At 69.2% G+C, this 16641-nt stretch carries 16 protein-coding genes; 10 read left to right on the top strand and 6 right to left on the bottom strand.

What is annotated here, in order from left to right:
- The first annotated feature begins 16 nt into the window (after positions 1-16).
- Both rraA and H0B54_RS09875 read left to right on the top strand, forming a co-directional pair.
- Positions 17-514: a ribonuclease E activity regulator RraA gene (gene rraA, locus H0B54_RS09880; RefSeq protein ID WP_188260147.1), complete on the top strand. Its 498-nt coding sequence runs from the start codon at positions 17-19 to the stop codon at positions 512-514.
- 44 nt (positions 515-558) lie between these two features.
- On the top strand, positions 559-1089 hold the full coding sequence (locus tag H0B54_RS09875) for a P-loop nucleotide/nucleoside kinase family protein (RefSeq protein WP_188260146.1): 531 nt from the start codon (positions 559-561) through the stop codon (positions 1087-1089).
- 7 nt (positions 1090-1096) lie between these two features.
- On the opposite strand, the gene H0B54_RS09870 is transcribed toward H0B54_RS09875, so the two are convergent.
- The 4 genes from H0B54_RS09870 to H0B54_RS09855 all read right to left on the bottom strand — a co-directional run bounded on the left by H0B54_RS09870 (position 1097) and on the right by H0B54_RS09855 (position 3762).
- A complete protein-coding gene (locus H0B54_RS09870) occupies positions 1097-1387 on the bottom strand; it encodes a hypothetical protein (protein WP_188260145.1) in 291 nt (96 codons plus the stop codon).
- Between the two features lie 123 nt (positions 1388-1510).
- Entirely contained in the window at positions 1511-1912 is a 402-nt protein-coding gene (locus tag H0B54_RS09865; RefSeq protein WP_246472436.1) for a DUF2023 family protein, read from the bottom strand.
- On the bottom strand, positions 1891-2373 hold the full coding sequence (gene fldA, locus H0B54_RS09860) for a flavodoxin FldA (protein WP_188260144.1): 483 nt from the start codon (positions 2371-2373) through the stop codon (positions 1891-1893). Before fldA ends, H0B54_RS09865 begins: the two co-directional genes overlap by 22 nt.
- Before the next feature lie 183 nt (positions 2374-2556).
- A complete protein-coding gene (locus H0B54_RS09855; RefSeq protein WP_188260143.1) occupies positions 2557-3762 on the bottom strand; it encodes an MFS transporter in 1206 nt (401 codons plus the stop codon).
- A gap of 126 nt (positions 3763-3888) precedes the next feature.
- On the opposite strand from H0B54_RS09855, the gene H0B54_RS09850 reads away from it, so the two are divergent.
- Entirely contained in the window at positions 3889-4689 is an 801-nt protein-coding gene (locus H0B54_RS09850; protein ID WP_188260142.1) for an AraC family transcriptional regulator, read from the top strand.
- 161 nt (positions 4690-4850) lie between these two features.
- Here H0B54_RS09850 and acnB read toward each other — a convergent pair whose 3' ends face one another.
- Positions 4851-7436 carry a bifunctional aconitate hydratase 2/2-methylisocitrate dehydratase gene (acnB, locus tag H0B54_RS09845; protein ID WP_188260141.1) on the bottom strand — a complete coding sequence of 862 codons (2586 nt, stop codon included), beginning with the start codon at positions 7434-7436 and terminating at the stop codon, positions 4851-4853.
- 563 nt (positions 7437-7999) lie between these two features.
- On the opposite strand from acnB, the gene H0B54_RS09840 reads away from it, so the two are divergent.
- The 5 genes from H0B54_RS09840 to H0B54_RS09820 all read left to right on the top strand — a co-directional run bounded on the left by H0B54_RS09840 (position 8000) and on the right by H0B54_RS09820 (position 12590).
- Positions 8000-9658: a DUF2491 family protein gene (locus H0B54_RS09840; RefSeq protein WP_246472435.1), complete on the top strand. Its 1659-nt coding sequence runs from the start codon at positions 8000-8002 to the stop codon at positions 9656-9658.
- A gap of 52 nt (positions 9659-9710) precedes the next feature.
- On the top strand, positions 9711-10136 hold the full coding sequence (locus tag H0B54_RS09835; protein ID WP_188260140.1) for a DUF350 domain-containing protein: 426 nt from the start codon (positions 9711-9713) through the stop codon (positions 10134-10136).
- A gap of 31 nt (positions 10137-10167) precedes the next feature.
- Entirely contained in the window at positions 10168-10938 is a 771-nt protein-coding gene (locus H0B54_RS09830) for a hypothetical protein (RefSeq protein ID WP_188260139.1), read from the top strand.
- Positions 10939-11050: 112 nt separating this feature from the next.
- Positions 11051-11218: a hypothetical protein gene (locus H0B54_RS09825; protein WP_014197640.1), complete on the top strand. Its 168-nt coding sequence runs from the start codon at positions 11051-11053 to the stop codon at positions 11216-11218.
- Positions 11219-11330: 112 nt separating this feature from the next.
- A complete protein-coding gene (locus tag H0B54_RS09820; RefSeq protein WP_040135057.1) occupies positions 11331-12590 on the top strand; it encodes a M16 family metallopeptidase in 1260 nt (419 codons plus the stop codon).
- Between the two features lie 85 nt (positions 12591-12675).
- Here the strand turns inward: H0B54_RS09820 and H0B54_RS09815 are convergent, their stop codons facing one another.
- Positions 12676-13689 (bottom strand): DUF2125 domain-containing protein, encoded by a 1014-nt coding sequence (locus H0B54_RS09815; protein WP_188260138.1) that lies wholly within the window; start codon positions 13687-13689, stop codon positions 12676-12678.
- Positions 13690-13797: 108 nt separating this feature from the next.
- Between H0B54_RS09815 and H0B54_RS09810 the strand changes: the two genes are divergently transcribed.
- Together H0B54_RS09810 and H0B54_RS09805 are read left to right on the top strand one after the other, a co-directional pair.
- The gene (locus H0B54_RS09810) at positions 13798-14436 is read left to right on the top strand and encodes a gamma-glutamylcyclotransferase (RefSeq protein ID WP_188260137.1); all 639 of its coding nucleotides are present in this window, start codon (positions 13798-13800) and stop codon (positions 14434-14436) included.
- Between the two features lie 218 nt (positions 14437-14654).
- Positions 14655-16616: a M1 family metallopeptidase gene (locus H0B54_RS09805; RefSeq protein WP_188260136.1), complete on the top strand. Its 1962-nt coding sequence runs from the start codon at positions 14655-14657 to the stop codon at positions 16614-16616.
- The last annotated feature ends 25 nt before the right edge of the window (positions 16617-16641 follow it).

Here is a 16641-nt window from a genome sequence, read left to right as displayed (position 1 = left end):
AGGGGAGCGAAACCGCATGACCGATTTCGACAGCACCTGCGACCTCTATGACCGGTTCGAGAAGACCGCCCGCGTCGCCGATCCCGTCTTCCGCGATTTCGGCCGGCGTTTCAAATTCAGCGGCGCGGCGGTGACCGTGAAGTGCTTCGAGGACAATTCCCGCGTCAAGGAGGTGCTGGGCACGCCGGGGCAGGGCAAGGTGCTGGTGGTGGACGGCGGCGGCGGCCTGCGCGCCGCCCTGATGGGCGACCTGATCGCCAAGGACGCGGTGAAGAACGGCTGGGAGGGCGTGGTCATCCACGGCTGCGTCCGTGACGCCGCGGTGCTCGCCACGCTGGATCTGGGCATCAAGGCGCTGGCGGCGATCCCGCGCAAGACCGTCCGCAACGGCGAGGGGCAGAAGGATCTGCCGGTGACGCTGGCCGGCATCCGCGTCAATCCCGGCGATCTGGTCTTCGCCGACGAGGACGGCGTGCTGGTGCTGTCTCCCGAAGCGTTCGGCGCGACCGCGTAACGGGTGTGGAACGAGACACGCACCGGCCCTGAGAAGAGCGGCGCATGTTGATCGTCTTCGGTGGACTGCCTGGAACCGGAAAAACAACCATCGCCCGTGTGTTGGCGCGACGGCTCGGCGCGTTTCATCTGCGGATCGACACGATCGAACAGGCGATTCGCATGGCCGGTGGCGCCGACGCCGCTGTCGGTCCGCAAGGCTATGTGGTCGCCTACGCCTTGGCCGGCGACAATCTTCGGCTTGGCGCCACCGTCATCGCGGATTGCGTCAACCCGGTCCGGATCACGCGTGAGGCGTGGCGCGCCACGGCGTCTCAGGCCGGGGTACGGCTGGTCGAGGTGGAGGTTGCGTGCTCCGACCCTGTCGAGCACCGGCGCCGTGTCGAAACCCGTCGAAGCGACATCGACGGGCACCGTCCGCCCTCCTGGGCGGCGGTGATGGGCCGGAACTACGAGCCCTGGGATGGGCCGGACGCTGTGGTTGATACGGCGGGCCGCGAGGTTGATGCCTGTGTCGCGGAGATTCTGGCGGTTTTGTCGATCCGCCCGCTCCACGGGAACGGGGGCCGTCCGTGAGGTGGGGTCAGCCCGCGACCTTCTCCCACCCCATCCTCTGGTACCGGTATTCCAGGATCGTCGGCGCCGCGCAGGCGTAGCCGACCCAGACGCCCAGAGTCATCAGAACGCCGGCCGGCCACAGTGGGATGGACACGAGGATCAGCGCCGCGTGAATCGCGGCGTGCAGCCATTCGGCCTTCTTCGCGAAGTAGATGGGGCCGAGCAGAAAGGCCCAGAGGATCTCGCGGTTGGTCACCGCCTCCCGCTGGCCGTTCGTGGGATTCTCGAACATCATCCCGGACGGAGCCGCCGCCATCCCTGCCTCCCTTTGGTTGTTTGCCATTCTATTTGGGGAGGCAGTCTGGACGACGGCGGCCCGGCCTGTCGAGACCGAAACAGCCTTTTTCCGGATGGTGGAGACGGCGGCCTGACGGATGGATCAGGTCGCCGCCCCGCTCCGCCTGGCTTGCGCCATGGCCAGGAAGCGCCGGCACTGCTGTTCACGGTCGTAGCCGAGCAGCGTGCCGAGGATGAAATCCTCCTCCGGGGTCAACTGGTTCAGCGGCTTGCGCACCACGCTGCGCACCATCGCGACGCAGGACGGGTTGCCGAAGAAGACGTTGACCTTGGCTTCGGTCACCATCTGGACGTGGTAATCGACGAACCGCTCCGCCAGCTTGCGGGTCACCGTGTCGGCGTCCCGCGTGCTGAGCGTCATCATGATCATGGGCCGGACACCCTTGCTGTATTCGTACAGATGGTGCCCAAGCAGATGGACCGGCATGGCCAGCCCGTCATGGGCCGATCTATCAGGGGGCATCACGTCAGTTGGCTGATCCATGCGGTGATCCGTTTGTCGGTTTGGGAGGACTGGTTGTCCTGGTCGAGCGCCAGCCCGACGAACCGCCCGTCGCGCTCGGCGGTGGAGCCCGAATGCTCGTAGCCGGTGGTTTCGGTGAAGCCGACGACGACCCCACCCTGCGCCACCACCTGATCGTAGAGCGTGCCCATGGCGTCCACGAAGGACTCCGGATAGGTCACCTGATCGCCGGTGCCGAACAGGGCGACCTTCTTGCCGTTCAGGTTGGCCGCCGTCAGCGTGCCGAAATTGGCCTCCCAGTCGCATTGCAGATCGCCCACGCCATAGGTCGGCGCGCCGAGGATCAGCAGGTCGCAATTCTCGAAATCCGCGGCGGAGGCGCGGGCGATGTCGACGGTCTTTCCCTGAATCTTCTTCGCGATGCGCGAGGCGACCGACTTGGTCGCGCCGCCGTCGGAGCCATAGATGATCGTGACGTTCATGGTCTCTCTCTGGGCAATCCTGTGGGCCAATCGGATCAGGGCCGGCAAGCAAAGGCGAGAACGTCCGGCCTGCGTCAAATGATAATAATAATGATTCGCATTTGCAACATGACCATGATGGATTTGTGGGAATTCGGCGAAGGGAGAGCCGCGCCGCCAGGAACGGCGCGGCTTTCGGGCGTTTCAGGAGTTCTTGTGCGGGGAAACGTTGGGCAGAAGGGCGGCGGACAGGCCGAGCAGGGGAACGACCGAGCAGGCTTGGAAGACGAAGCCGATGCCCTTCCAATCGGCCAGGACGCCGAGCCCGGCGGCGGCCATGCCCCCGATGCCGAAGGCCAGCCCGAAGAACAGGCCGGAAACCATGCCGACGCGGCCGGGCATCAGCTCCTGCGCGTAGACGATGATGGCGGGGAAGGCCGAGGCCAAGGCCAGTCCGATCACCGCGCTGAGCGCGACCGTCGCGGTCAGCCCGACATGCGGCAGCAGCAGCGTGAAGGGCAGGATGCCGAGGATCGACACCCAGATGACCGTCTTGCGCCCGATCCGGTCACCGACCGGCCCGCCGATGATCGTGCCGATCGCGACCGCCGCCAGGAAGACGAACAGGCAGAGCTGCGCCGCGTCCGGCGCCACGGCGAACCGCTCCATCAGGAAGAAGGTGTAGTAGCTGGTGATCCCGGCCAGATAGACGTACTTGGACAGGATCAGCACCATCAGCACGGCCAGCGCCCGGTTCACCTGCCCGCGGGACAGGCCGGGGTGACGGACCGCGGCGCCGCGGCGGACCGGGCGGGCGTGGTCGCTGCGCGCGTACCAGCGACCGATGCCGGTCAGCAGCGCCATGCCGCCCAGGGCGGCGAGGGCGAACCAGGACAGGCTCTCCTGCCCGCGCGGCAGGATGATGTAGGCGGCCAGCAGCGGCCCCAGCGCCGAACCGGCGTTGCCGCCCACCTGGAACAGCGACTGCGCCAGTCCATGCGCGCCGCCGGAAGCCAGACGGGCGATCCGCGACGCCTCGGGGTGGAAGACGGAGGAGCCGAAGCCCAGCAGGGTCGCCCCGACCAGCAGCGCCGCGTAGTTCGGCGCGAAGGCCAGCGTGACCAGCCCGACCAGCGACGCCCCCATGCCGATGGTCAGGGAGTAGGGCGCCGGCCGCCGGTCGGTGGCGAGCCCGATGATCGGTTGAAGCAGCGAGGCGGTGATCTGGTAGGTCAGGGTGAGCAGGCCGATCTGCGCGAAGCTGAGGTCGAATCCGCCCTTCAGGATCGGGTAGATCGCGGGCAGCAGGGACTGGATCAGGTCGTTCAGCAGATGGCAGACGCTGATCGTCCCCAGGACGGGCAGGGCCGTCCCCCCGGCCTTGGGCCGGGACAGGGTGGTGTCGGTCACGAAAGGAAGCCTTTTTTGGCGCTTGGCCGGCGGGTGGCGGCGCGTTGCTTGGTGTGGAGCAACAGCCTATGGTGAGCCGCGACGGCCTGCCACCGCGGTCAGGCCGATTTCTTACGAGACTGGGCCATGGTCCGGAACCTGCGCATCGACACGGTCGAGGAGTCGCCGAGCCCGCTGATCGCCCTGGGGCAGGATCACGCGGACGGCACCTTGCTCGCCGCCCACACGCACCGGCGCGGGCAGTTGCTGTCCGGGGCGACGGGGACGTTGGTGCTGTCCACCGCCCAGGGGCGCTGGGTGATGCCGCCCCATTGCGGGCTGTGGATTCCGCCGGGCGTCCCGCACGAGGTCCGCATGATCGGGATGGTCATGACGCGGAGCCTTTATCTGGCCCCCGTGCTGGCCGACACCATGCCGGGCCGCTGCGAGGTGGTGGCGCTGTCGCCCTTCTTCCGCAGCCTGATCGGGCGGGCGATCGACGTGCCGGTGGACTACGACCCGGAGAGCCACGACGGCGCGGTGATGGCGTTGCTTCTGCACGAGATGCGCCGGCTTCCGGTGGAGCCGCTGTCGCTGCCCTTTCCCGCCCACGCCGCCCTGGCGGAGCGCTGCCGGCGGTTCCTCCAGGAACCGACGATCCAGGCGACGATCGAGGCGTGGAGCGACGGGCTGGGCATGAGCCGCCGCAACTTCACGCGGCTGTTCCGGCGCGAGACGGGGCTGAGCTTCGTCGAATGGCGCCAGCAGGCCTGTCTGGTGTCCGCCCTGCCGCGTCTGGTCGCCGGGGTGCCGGTGACGACGGTGGCGCTGGACCTCGGCTACGACAACCCGGCGGCCTTCACGACGATGTTCAAGCGGACGCTGGGGGCGTCACCGCGCGCCTATCTGGCGCAGGCTGGTGCTCATGGCCCGGAGGGTTCGGCCTGAGGCTCTCTGTATCTCTATGGTCCAAATCCCGATGCCGAAGAAGAAAAGCCCCGCCGGAGCGATCCCGGCGGGGCTTTTCATAAACGCAGAAGCTCTCGCACCCGGCCCCCCTCCCGACCTCCCCCCGCTTGCGCGAGGGGAGGGGAAGAGGTGCAGGCGGATCAGGCGGCGACCGTGTCGGCCACGTCCTGGAACTCCTTGATCTGGTCGAAGTTCATGTAGCGGTAGATGTCGCCGGCCTTCTGATTGACGACGCTCACCTGCTCCAGATACTCGGCCGGGGTCGGCAGCTTGCCCAGCAGCGCGGCGACGGCCGACAACTCGGCGGAGCCGAGATAGACGCGGGTGTCGATGCCCAGGCGGTTCGGGAAGTTGCGGGTCGAGGTCGAGATGGCCGTCGAGCCCTTGCGGATCTGCGCCTGGTTGCCCATGCACAGCGAACAGCCGGGCATCTCCATGCGCGCACCCGACTTGCCGAGAACGCCGTAATAGCCTTCCTCGGTCAGGATCTGGGCGTCCATCTTGGTCGGCGGGGCGATCCACAGGCGGGTCGGGATGTCGGTCTTCCCGTCCAGGATCTTTCCGGCGGCGCGGAAGTGGCCGATGTTGGTCATGCAGGAGCCGATGAAGACCTCGTCGATCTTGTCGCCGGCAACCTCCGACAGCAGCTTCACGTCGTCCGGGTCGTTCGGGCAGGCGACGATCGGCTCCTTGATGTCGGCCAGATCGATCTCGATCACGGCGGCGTACTCGGCGTCGGCGTCCGGCTCCAGCAGCGACGGGTTGGCAATCCAGTCCTCCATCGCCTTGATGCGGCGGCCGAGCGTCCGGGCGTCCTCGTACCCGTTGGCGATCATCCACTTCATCAGGGTGATGTTGGAGCGCATGTACTCGATGATCGGCTCCTTGTTGAGCCGGACGGTGCAGGCGGCGGCGGACCGCTCGGCCGAGGCGTCGGACAGTTCGAACGCCTGCTCCACCTTCAGCTCGGGCAGACCCTCGATCTCCAGGATGCGGCCGGAGAAGATGTTCTTCTTGCCCTTCTTCTCCACCGTCAGCAGGCCCTGGCGGATGGCGTAGAGCGGGATTGCGTTGACGAGGTCACGCAGCGTGACGCCCGGCTGCAGCGTGCCCTTGAAGCGGACCAGCACCGACTCCGGCATGTCCAGCGGCATGACGCCGGTGGCCGCGGCGAAGGCGACGAGGCCCGAGCCGGCGGGGAAGCTGATGCCGATGGGGAAGCGGGTGTGGCTGTCGCCGCCGGTGCCGACGGTGTCGGGCATCAGCAGGCGGTTCAGCCAGGAGTGGATCACGCCGTCGCCCGGACGCAGGGCGACGCCGCCGCGGGTCGAGATGAAGGTCGGCAGCTCGCGGTGGGTCTTGACGTCCACCAGCTTCGGATAGGCTGCGGTGTGGCAGAAGGACTGCATGACCAGATCGGCGGAGAAGCCCAGGCAGGCCAGATCCTTCAGCTCGTCGCGGGTCATCGGGCCGGTGGTGTCCTGCGAGCCGACCGTGGTCATCTTCGGCTCGCAATAGGTGCCCGGACGCACGCCCTGGCCTTCCGGCAGGCCGACCGCGCGGCCGACCATCTTCTGGGCGAGCGTGAAGCCCTTGCCGCTGTCCACCGGAGAGGACGGCAGGCGGAACAGGGTCGACGGGGCGAGGCCCAGAGCCTCGCGGGCACGGGCGGTCAGGCCGCGGCCGATGATCAGCGGGATGCGGCCGCCGGCGCGCACCTCGTCGAAGATCACGTCGGACTTGACGGTGAACTCGGCGATCACCGCGCCGTTCTTCAGCGCCTTGCCCTCGTAGGGGCGCAGCTCGACCGTGTCGCCCGTCTCCATCTGCGAGACGTCGAGTTCGATCGGCAGGGCGCCGGCGTCTTCCATTGTGTTGTAGAAGATCGGGGCGATCTTGGACCCCAGGCAGACGCCACCGAAGCGCTTGTTCGGGACGTAGGGGATGTCCTCGCCCGTCCACCACAGCACCGAGTTGGTGGCCGACTTGCGCGAGGAGCCGGTGCCGACCACGTCGCCGACATAGGCGACGAGGTTCCCCCGGGCCTTCAGATCCTCAAGCTGCTTGATCGGGCCGCGGACGCCGGCTTCCTCCGGCACGATGCCGGGGCGCGGGTTCTTCAGCATGGCCAGCGCGTGCAGCGGGATGTCCGGGCGCGACCAGGCGTCCGGGGCCGGGGACAGGTCGTCGGTGTTGGTCTCGCCCGACACCTTGAAGATGGTCAGCGTCAGGCTGGCCGGAACCTCCGGACGCGACGTGAACCACTCGGCGTCGGCCCAGGACTGCAGCACCGCCTTGGCGTTGGCGTTGCCCTTGTCGGCCAGCTCCTTGACGTCGTGGAAGTAGTCGAACATCAGCAGCGTGGTCTTCAGACCCGCGGCGGCGGCCTCGCCGCACTCGGCGTCGCCCAGCAGGTCGATCAGCGGCTTGATGTTGAAGCCGCCGAGCATGGTGCCCAGCAGCTCCGTCGCCTTGACCTTGGAGATCAGCGGCGAGGTCTCGTTGCCCTTGGCGAGCGAGGCCAGGAAGGCGGCCTTGACCTTGGCGGCGTCGTCCACGCCCGCCGGGACGCGGTGCGTGATGAGATCGACGAGGACGGCTTCCTCGCCCTGCGGCGGGTTCAGGAGAAGGTCGACCAGCTCCTCGGTCTGCTTGGCCGAAAGCGGCAGCGGGGGAATTCCGAGCGCGGCACGCTCAGCGACATGCTGGCGGTAAGCTTCAAGCACGGTGCGATCCTCTCATTCAAGGTTGCTCGACAGTCGTCCGATTCCCCGACCTGGGGGTGCGCTCGCGGGTCCGGTTTCCTCGCCCTTGCGGCGCCTTCCCACGCTGCGGGACGAAAAGGAAAGGGTCGGATGCGTACCCCACGCCGCCGGTCCTTCCTTTCCGGAAGGAACTTCCGCGGAACGGAGATGTCTTACGTCGCCGCCTTGGGAGTCGTCAAGTCAACGCTCCGCCTGCGACACGTTTTCAGGCGCTGGCCATAGAAGTGGTATTACAACTTGCTCCCGCCGGGCCTGTGGAGGGGTGGCGATTTCCTGAATTCCTCATGGTTTTTGCAATGAACGCCCCGGTGGGGTTTCTGCGCAGGCCGCCGCATCACCATGGCTAACCCGCCGGCGACGAGATTGATGGCGAACATTTGGGCATGTAGGGTGTTCTGGCTGTGCATCCACGGCACCACGCAGGCCCCATGCCCTCTGGTCCTATTCCCTCTGGCCCCTTTTCCTCTGGCCCCATGCCCACTCGGAACCGGATCGCCGTCCGGCTTCTGAGCGTTCTTTTGGCGATGGCTCCGCTCCATCCGCTGCCCGCTGCCGTCCCCGCGGCGGTGCCCGTCGGGCTGGCCGCGTCCACCGCCGCGCTGCTCTGGCCGCAGGAGGTCGAGGCTCGGGCCGGCGGAGGCCGAAGCTCCAGCGGGGGATACAGCCGTCCGTCCGTGCGCACCCCGTCCTTCTCCACCCGCTCCGCCCCGTCGCGCGCGCCCTCCACCGGCAGCGGCGGCTACAGCCGTCCCCAGAGCGGGCCGTCCTACGGCTTTCCCGGCGGGGCGCCGTCCGGCGGTGGCGATCTGGGCGTGTCGCGGCGTTCGAGCGGCGAGGCGCTGGACCGCTACCGGGCACAGCAACAGCAGCAACAGCAGCAACAGCAGCAGCGGGAACGCACCCCGCCGGTCGCCGCACCGCCCGCCCGTCCCGGGTCCGGTTCCGGCTGGAGCGGGGGCGGGGGGTGGCAGGGCGGCGGTGGCTGGGGCTCCGGCTCGGGTTGGGGCCAGCGGCGCACCGGCGGCTATGGGCCGGGCGGCTGGTACGGCGGCTGGCGCCCGCCGGGCTGGGCCTATGGCAGCCGTCCCAGTTTCGGCCTGTGGGATGGGCTGTTCCTGTGGTTCCTGCTCGATAATCTGTCGCGGCCCGGCTACGCCGACTGGTTCCACAACCACCAAGGCGACCCCGGCTACGCCGAATGGCGCGCGGAGGCGGAGCGGCGCGCGCAGGACGACCCCGATCTGCGCCGCCGCCTGGACGATCTCGACACCCGCCTCCGCGCGCAGGAGGACCGTCCGCGCGACCCCGGCTACCTGCCGCCGGACATCCCGCGCGACGTCGCGCAGGCCACGCCGGAGACGCCGGCGTCCTCAAGTGATTCCAGTGGGGGCTCCGGGGGCGGCATGGGCACCGTGCTCCTTCTGATTCTGCTTGTCGGGGGAGTGGTGGTGGCCGTGACCGCCCTGCGCCGCCGCTCGTCGGGCTCCCGATCCGGAGGTTCCGCCATGACCCGTTCGCCCTGGAGCACCGCCGCCAGCACCGCCGCCGGCATCGTCAAGGCCAAGGCCACCGGCGCGGCCTACGAACCGTCGCTGTTCCGCGTCGGCATGACGCTAACTCCCGATCCCACACCCTTCCTGCTTGGTGGTGGCGCGATCAAGGCCGCGGCGCCGGAGGGGGCCGGCTCGATGGTCAGCGTGGAGGCCGTCGGCACGTTGACGGGCGGCGGCGTGACGCTGCACCGGCTCTATCTTCCAGGCGGGCGCGGCTTCTACCAGCTTCACCTGGGAGCCGGGGGAGCGCCGGACGAGTGCCGCTGGTTCTCCGCCCTGGACGAGGTGCACCCCACCGACAACGAGGAATGGGGTTTCTGGCTGGACCCCGGCGACGGGATGATCGGCTACCCGCAGTTCCAGACCAAGGACGGCAAGCTGTACGGACGGCTGTGGTCGCCCGGCGAGTCCCGCATCGCCCCCGTCACCTTCGACGAGACGCTGACCGACCACCGCGGCAGCCGCACCCGTCGCCTGACCGCCATGCTCTACGCGGCTCCCACGGCCGCCGCAGACCCCGCACCCCAGACCGAATATGTGCTGGCGGCGGCGGTGGAGGATGGCGGCGAGGCGTGGGTGGAGGTCCGCGCCGGCATCGACGTCAACCCCGCCTCGCTGTCCTTTTCTTGAACCCCTCTCCTGAGTTTCTCGCCTGATCCCGCCAGCCCGGATGGAAGACACCATGGACACCAGCGTCGCGCAAATCCTGCAAGGCCTCGAATCCGGCCTGCCGCTGCTGCTTCTGCATTTTGGAGCGACCCTGGCTCTGTTCCTGATCGGGGTGGCCGTCTACATCGCGGTCACGCCGCTGCACGAGCGCGAGTTGCTGGCGAGCGGCAACCAGGCCGCCGGCGTGGTGCTGGGCGGCACGATGGTGGCGCTGGCGATCCCGCTGGCGGCGACGCTGGCGACCAGCCTCGTCCTGGCGGACATCCTGATCTGGGGGACGATTGCCCTGCTGCTGCAGTTGATTACCTTCCTGATCGCCATCCGGTTGTTCCGTGATCTGCGGCCGATGATCGAATCCGGCAACGTCGCCGCGGGCACGGCGCTGGCCGGGCTCCAGATCGCCATCGCGCTGCTGAACGCCGGAGCCATGGCGGGATGAAGACCCGCCGAAACAGAGAGGAACCGCAACCATGATCTCGTTCATCCGCAACCTCGTCGGGGTGAAGACCGATCAGGCCGTCCAGTCGGCGGTGGAAGCTCTGGTCCGCTGGGACCCGAAGTCCGCCACGGAGGCTGAACTGCGCACGATGGAAGAGCATCTCGACAGTCTCGGCCTTCAGGTCGCACAGGCGCGCGCCGCCTATGAGAAGGAGCAGAAGGAGGCCGAGACCATCCTCCAGCTTTCCCGCCAGCGCATGGCCGCCGCCGAGCATCTGCAGCGTCAAATGGATGCGGAGACCGACGCCGGACGCAAGGCGCAGCTTGAAAAAAGCCTGGAAACGCTGGTGGGGATGTTGGAGCAGATGGCTCCGGACATCGACCGGGAGGAGCAGGATGCCCACGACGCGCGCGACTTCCTGGCAATGCTGGAAAAGACCTACGCCGAGGCCGGCGGCAAGCTGAAGGCCGCCCGCAGCGCGTTGCAGCGGGCCGAACGGGACATGGGCCGCGCCGCCCAGCAGCGTGACATGGCGGAGCAGCGGGCGGAGGCGGCCCGACAGGCGGCGGGGCTGAGCAGTGCCACCTCCAGCCTCGGCACGGCGCTGAAGGCGATGCAGGACGCGGCGGCCCGCGACCTTGCCCAGGCGGAGGCGGCCAGCGCCAAGGCCCGCCTGCTGAAGCCTTCCAAGCCGGAAGAGGACGATCCCAACATCAAGGCGGCGCTCGATGCCGCCACGGGAGCGAAGCCGGCGCCCAGCACCCTGTCCGACCGTCTGGCCGCCCTGAAAAGCCAGCGTTGATCGACAAGATAGATAGGTTCATCCTATCGATAAAATAGGATGAACCGCATCGATCCTATCAAATTTCTCCGCCATGATGGGAGCGGTGAAAGTCTGCTCGCTGGAGGAACCGATGCGCAGGTCTATGGCGGAGCTGTTGAACGAACTGGAACGGCACGGCGTGCGGCTGCTGCCGGGCGGGCGTCTGCTGGTGCCGGGCGACGTTCCGGCCCCGCTGCTGATGCGCGCCCATCGCAACCGCCGCGCCCTCAGCGCCGCTTTGGCACCGCCGCGCGGTTGACGGCAGGCTTGACCCCAGCCCACGGGGCGTTGTTCCTGCGCGGACGGCGCCCCACGTCAATGCAACGCCCCCGATGTTCCGGGCGACCCCGTGCCCAACCAGGAGACCCTGTGTGACGATCCAACTGACCACCCTCGCCAACGGATTCCGCGTGCTGACGGACCACCTGCCGCATCTCGGCACGGTGACCAGCGGCGTCTGGGTCGGCGTCGGGGCGCGCAACGAACGGCCGGCGGTGAACGGCATCGCCCATTTCCTGGAGCACATGATCTTCAAGGGAACGGAAAGCCGCGACGCGCTGGGCATTGCGCTGGAGATCGAGAACCGCGGCGGCGAATTCAACGCCTATACGGATTACGACGTCACCGCCTATTACACGCAGATGGCCGCCAAGCACGTCGACGTCTCCTGCGAGATCATCGGCGACATCGTGCTCAACTCCGTCTTTCCGGAGGAGGAGGTGGAGAAGGAGCGCGGCGTGGTCATCCAGGAGATCGGCCGCTACGCCGACGAGCCGGAGGACGTGGTCTACGAGGCGCTGCGCCGCACCGCCTTCGACGGGCAGGCGCTGGGCCGCCCGATCCTCGGCCCGAAGGAAAACGTCGCGGGCTTCGGGCGGGAGCACCTGTTCGACTATGTGTCCCACTACGACCCGCGCCGCATGGTCTATGTGGTGTCCGGCAACGTCGATCACGGCACCGTGGTGCGCCGGGCGGAGGCCCTGTTCGGCCACCTGACCGCCAAGGACGACCCGTTCCACGAGACGGTCGTCAACAAGGGCGGTGCCGCGCTGCTGAAGCGCGACGCCGAGCAGGTGCATTTCATGGCGGCCTTCCCGGGCGTCGGCACCGAGGATTCGGCGAGCTACGCGCTGCGCCACCTCGCCAACATCCTGGGCGGCGGCATGACCTCCCGCCTGTTCCAGGAGATCCGGGAGAAGCGCGGGCTGGTCTATTCGGTCTACGCGGCACCCATCCAGTATGCGGACGGCGGGGCGCTCAGCTTCTACGCCGGCACCGGGCCGGAGGAGGTGGCGGAACTGGTGCCGGTCTTCTTCGAGGAACTGCGCAAGGCCCGCGACGGCGTGACCGCGGTGGAGCTGGAGCGGTCGAAGGAGCAGATGCGCTTCTCGGTGGGCAAGTCGCTGGAATCGACCATGCGCCGCGCCGACCGCTTCGCGCGCACCCTGCTGCGCACCGGCGAGGTGCGGACCATCGAGCAGATCTTCGAGCGCATCGACGCCGTGACGCCGGAGGATGTGGCGGCGGCGGCCAACCGCGTCTTCGCCGGCCCCATGGCGGTGTCGGCGGTCGGCAAGCTGGACCATCTGCCGTCCTACGAAGACATGCAGGGGATGCTGAAGGCGGCGTGAGGTTGTTGCGTTGCGACGCTTGCCCCCTCCCTAACCCTCCCCTGCGTGAGCGGGGGAGGGCCGGGGTGGGGGCAAGGCGTCGCCTCTACCAGACCACCGCCGGCAGCGCCGCGACCTTCAGCGGCCCGAGGAACAGCCCGCGGTTCTGCACGGTGACCGGGGCGGTCAGCACCGGCTCGCCATCCGGACCGGTGGGGCGGGCCAGCAGGCCCAGCATGGTTCGGGCCATCGCCAGATCCTTGGGGCGGAAAAACCCCTGAAGCGCGTCCAGGACCGCCTGGAACCCGCGCACCTCCGCGGTCAGCGCGGCTTGCGGCTGCAAGGCGGCGTCGAGCGCCAGCGTGCCGTTCATCGCCAGTTTGAGCGGTCCCCAATCCAGGCTCAGACCGTCGAGCTGGAGCGTGCCGCCGTCGCGGCTCCAGGCCGACAGGCTGGCCGGTTCCGGCTTGGGCGGCTGGCCGAGGATGCGCGCGGTCAGCAGGAGCCGCTGCACCTCGCGGCCCAGCGAGCCCGGCGCGCCGTCGGGCAGGGTGGCGCCGCGCGCTTCCAGCGTGACCGACAGGCCGGTGTCGGTGTGGCTGGCCGGCGGCTCGGCCGGCTGGGTGGCGGTCAGATCCAGGGCGGCGATGGGAACGGGCAGGGCGTCGGGCTGCGCCACGAGGTCGGTGAAGGCGAGCCGCGCCTCGACCGGCTGGCCGGTCAGAGTGAGGCCGACATGGCCCTGGCCGCCGTTGCGGGCGACCAGCGTGAAGGGCGGCTGGTTGGCCTGCACCACCGTCACCCGCTGCTCGCCGGGCAGGGACAGCGCGATGCGCGTGTGGTTCCAGGGCGGCGCCTCCGCCACCAGCCGGGTGCCCCGCCACTCCACGTCGCGGGTGGCAAGGTGCGGCGACTCCAGCGCGGCGCGGATGACGAAGGGATAACCGCCGACGCTCAGCCCGCCATGGGCCACCACGGCGCCGGCCGCCCGCTGCTCGTCCATCCAGGCGAGCACGCCGCGCTCCACCGCCGATGCGGCCTGCCACCACCAGATCGAATAGGCGCCGGCCAGCAGGGCCAGGGCAAGAACGGCGAAGCCCAAGATCTTCCGAACGCGCATCTGTGGCATTTCCGTTTTGTGGCACCCACCTTATAGCGGGCGGCCTTGGGCCGTGCTAGCATTCACCGTGTCGCCACCAGTCGGCGCACGCTGCATTACTTAAGGGTCATGCTGCTCGATACGCAATCGCCTGTTGCCGAGCTTCCGGTCATCGCACCGGCGCAGCGCACGGCTTCCGTCGCCTCTTCCTGGTCCGCCGACATCGCCGTGACGCCCGGCGTCGACCTCTGGGTCTTCGCCTACGGCTCGCTGATGTGGAACCCGGAGTTCCCCTTTCTGGAGCGCCATCCGGCGGTGCTGGGCGGCTACCACCGCCGCTTCTGCGTGTCCTCCCACCGCTACCGCGGCACGCCGGAGCGGCCTGGTCTGGTGCTCGGGCTGGACCGCGGCGGCTCCTGCCGGGGCATCGTCTTCCGCGTGGCTGCGGAGCGCGTGCCGGAGACGCTGGATTACCTGTGGGACCGGGAGATGCTGAACCGCGTCTACCGGCCGAAGCTGCTGCCGGTGCGCCCGCGCGACGGCGGGGCGCCGGTCACCGCCTGCACTTTCGTGGTGGACCGGCGCCACCGGCAATATTGCGGCTGCATGGACGAGACCGCCATGGCCGAGCGCATCGCCTGCTGCCGGGGCGAGCGCGGCCCGAACCTGGACTATCTCGCCAACACGGTCGCCCATCTGGAGGCCATCGGCATCCACGACCGCGGGCTGTGCAGCCTGCTGACCGCGGTGCGCGCGCGGATCGGGTGAGGTGATCTCGGTATTGCCCCTTCCCTAACCCTCCCCCGCTATCGCAGGGGAGGGAACTGCTGCCGCTTTGCGGAAGGCACCCGCTCCCTCGAAGCTCTCGCGCAAACCAAAGGTTTGCGCTGACGCGGCAGGCGGGCCTTTGGTCCGCCGAGAGCGAGGGAGGGCCGGGTGGGGGCAAGCGCTGGCGCGGCGCAGCCCAAGCCTTATATTGCTGGGCCATGCGCACCCTCCTCCTCGCCCTTTGCGGCATCCTCGCCGCCGCGCCCGGCTGGGCCGCCGGCCTGCACCATGACCTGACCGTCACGCTGGACCCCGCCGCGCGGCGGCTGGAGGTGGAGGACCAGCTGCGCCTGCCCGCCGGGACGCACCGGCTGCGGCTGGCGCCGGGGCTGACGGTCGGCGAAGCGCTTCTCGACGGCAAACCGGTCGCGGTGCGCGGCAACGCCGTGCCGGTGACCGTGCCGGAGGGCGGCGGCGAGCTTCGCCTGCGCTACGCCGGAGTCCTGCCGCCTTTGACGCCGGAATCGCGCGGCGGAGGCGGCGGGGCGGAGGGCGCTTATCTGCCCGCCGGCACCGGTTGGATTCCGACTCCCGAAAGCGGTGCGTCAGTGCCGCCGCCCTCCTGGCGCCTGTCCGTCCGGGTGCCGGCGCCCTTCGTCGCGGTGGCGACGGGCCGTCTGGTCGAGGAGATTCGGGACGGCGCCGGCTACGCCGCGATCTTCGTGGAGGACCGCAACGTCGAGGAGCCGTCCCTTTTTGCCGGGCCATGGCAGGTGACGGAGCGGATGCACAACGGCCTGCGCCTGCGCACCTACTTCCATCCGGAACAAGCCCCGCTGGTCGACGATTATCTGGACCTCAGCGCCCGAACCATCGACGCGCAGGCGGCGCGGATCGGCGCCTATCCCTTCGCCGGCTTCGCCGTCCTATCGGCGCCCTTGCCGGTCGGTCTGGGCTTTCCAGGGCAGACCTACATCGGGCGTTCGGTGATGCCGCTGCCATTCATCCGTGCCCAATCGCTGCCCCATGAGATCCTGCACAACTGGTGGGGCAACGGGGTGCGCGTCGGCGAAGGCGGCAACTGGCCCGGCAACTGGTCGGAGGGACTGACCACCTTCATGGCCGACTACGCGGCGGCGGAGGCGCGCGGGGAGGACGCGGCGCAGGGGATGCGGTTGGACTGGCTGCGCGACTACGCCGCCCTGCCGGCGGGGCGCGATTCCGCCCTGACCGACTTCCGCGTCAAGGTCCACGACGCCGCCCAGATCGTCGGCTACGGCAAGGCGGCGATGCTGTTCCACATGCTGCGCGCCGAGATCGGGGCGGAGGCCTTCGACACCGGCATCCGCCGCTTCTGGGAAGAGAAGCGCTTTCAGGATGCGGGGTGGGACGATCTGCGCCGTGCCTTCGAAGCGGCGTCCGGGCAGGACCTCGGCCCCTTCTTCGAACAATGGCTGACCCGCGTGGGGGCGCCGGCGCTGGAGCTGGCTGGTGCGAAACGTGACGGCAACGGAGTCGCGCTGACCCTGCGCCAGAGCGGGCCGGCCTACGGTCTGACCGTGCCGGTGGAGGTGCAAACCGTGGCGGGGACGGAACACCACACCCTCCGCCTCGACGGGCGCGAAGCCTCCGTAACGATCCGGACCGCCGCCACGCCGCAGGCTTTGTCAGTCGATCCCGGCTTCGGCCTGTTCCGCCGTCTGGCGCCGGGGGAGGCGCCGCCGACCCTGCGCGACGTGACGCTCGACCACGCGGCCACCATGATCGTCGCCGCCGACGGTCCGGCCGCGGAGGCGGCCCGCGCGCTGGCCGGGCGTCTGGCGGACGGCAAACCGCGTATCGCCCCCGCCGACAGCGCTGATGGCCGCGCCGATCCTGCCGCTCCGCTCGCCGTGATCGGGACGGCGGGGGAGGTGGACCGGATCTTGTCCCGGCTCGGTCTGCCGCCGATGCCGGACAGCCTCAAGGGGCGCGGCACGGCGCGGGTGTGGACCGCAAGAACCCCGCAGGGCCGCCCGCTGCTGGCGGTTGCGGCGGACGACGCGGCGGCGCTGCAGGCGCTGCTCCGCCCGCTGCCCCATTATGGGCGGCAGAGCTGGCTGGTCTTCGAGGGAGCTCGCGCCGTTGACCGCGGCGTCTGGCCCGCCGGCGACAGCCCGCTGCGTGTGTCTTTCGAGTAGTTCCGCCCGCCCATCCTCTGTCCAT

This window comes from Azospirillum tabaci (genome assembly GCF_014596085.1).
Lineage (GTDB): Bacteria > Pseudomonadota > Alphaproteobacteria > Azospirillales > Azospirillaceae > Azospirillum > Azospirillum tabaci.
This window is presented reverse-complemented; position numbering and strand designations above follow the sequence as displayed.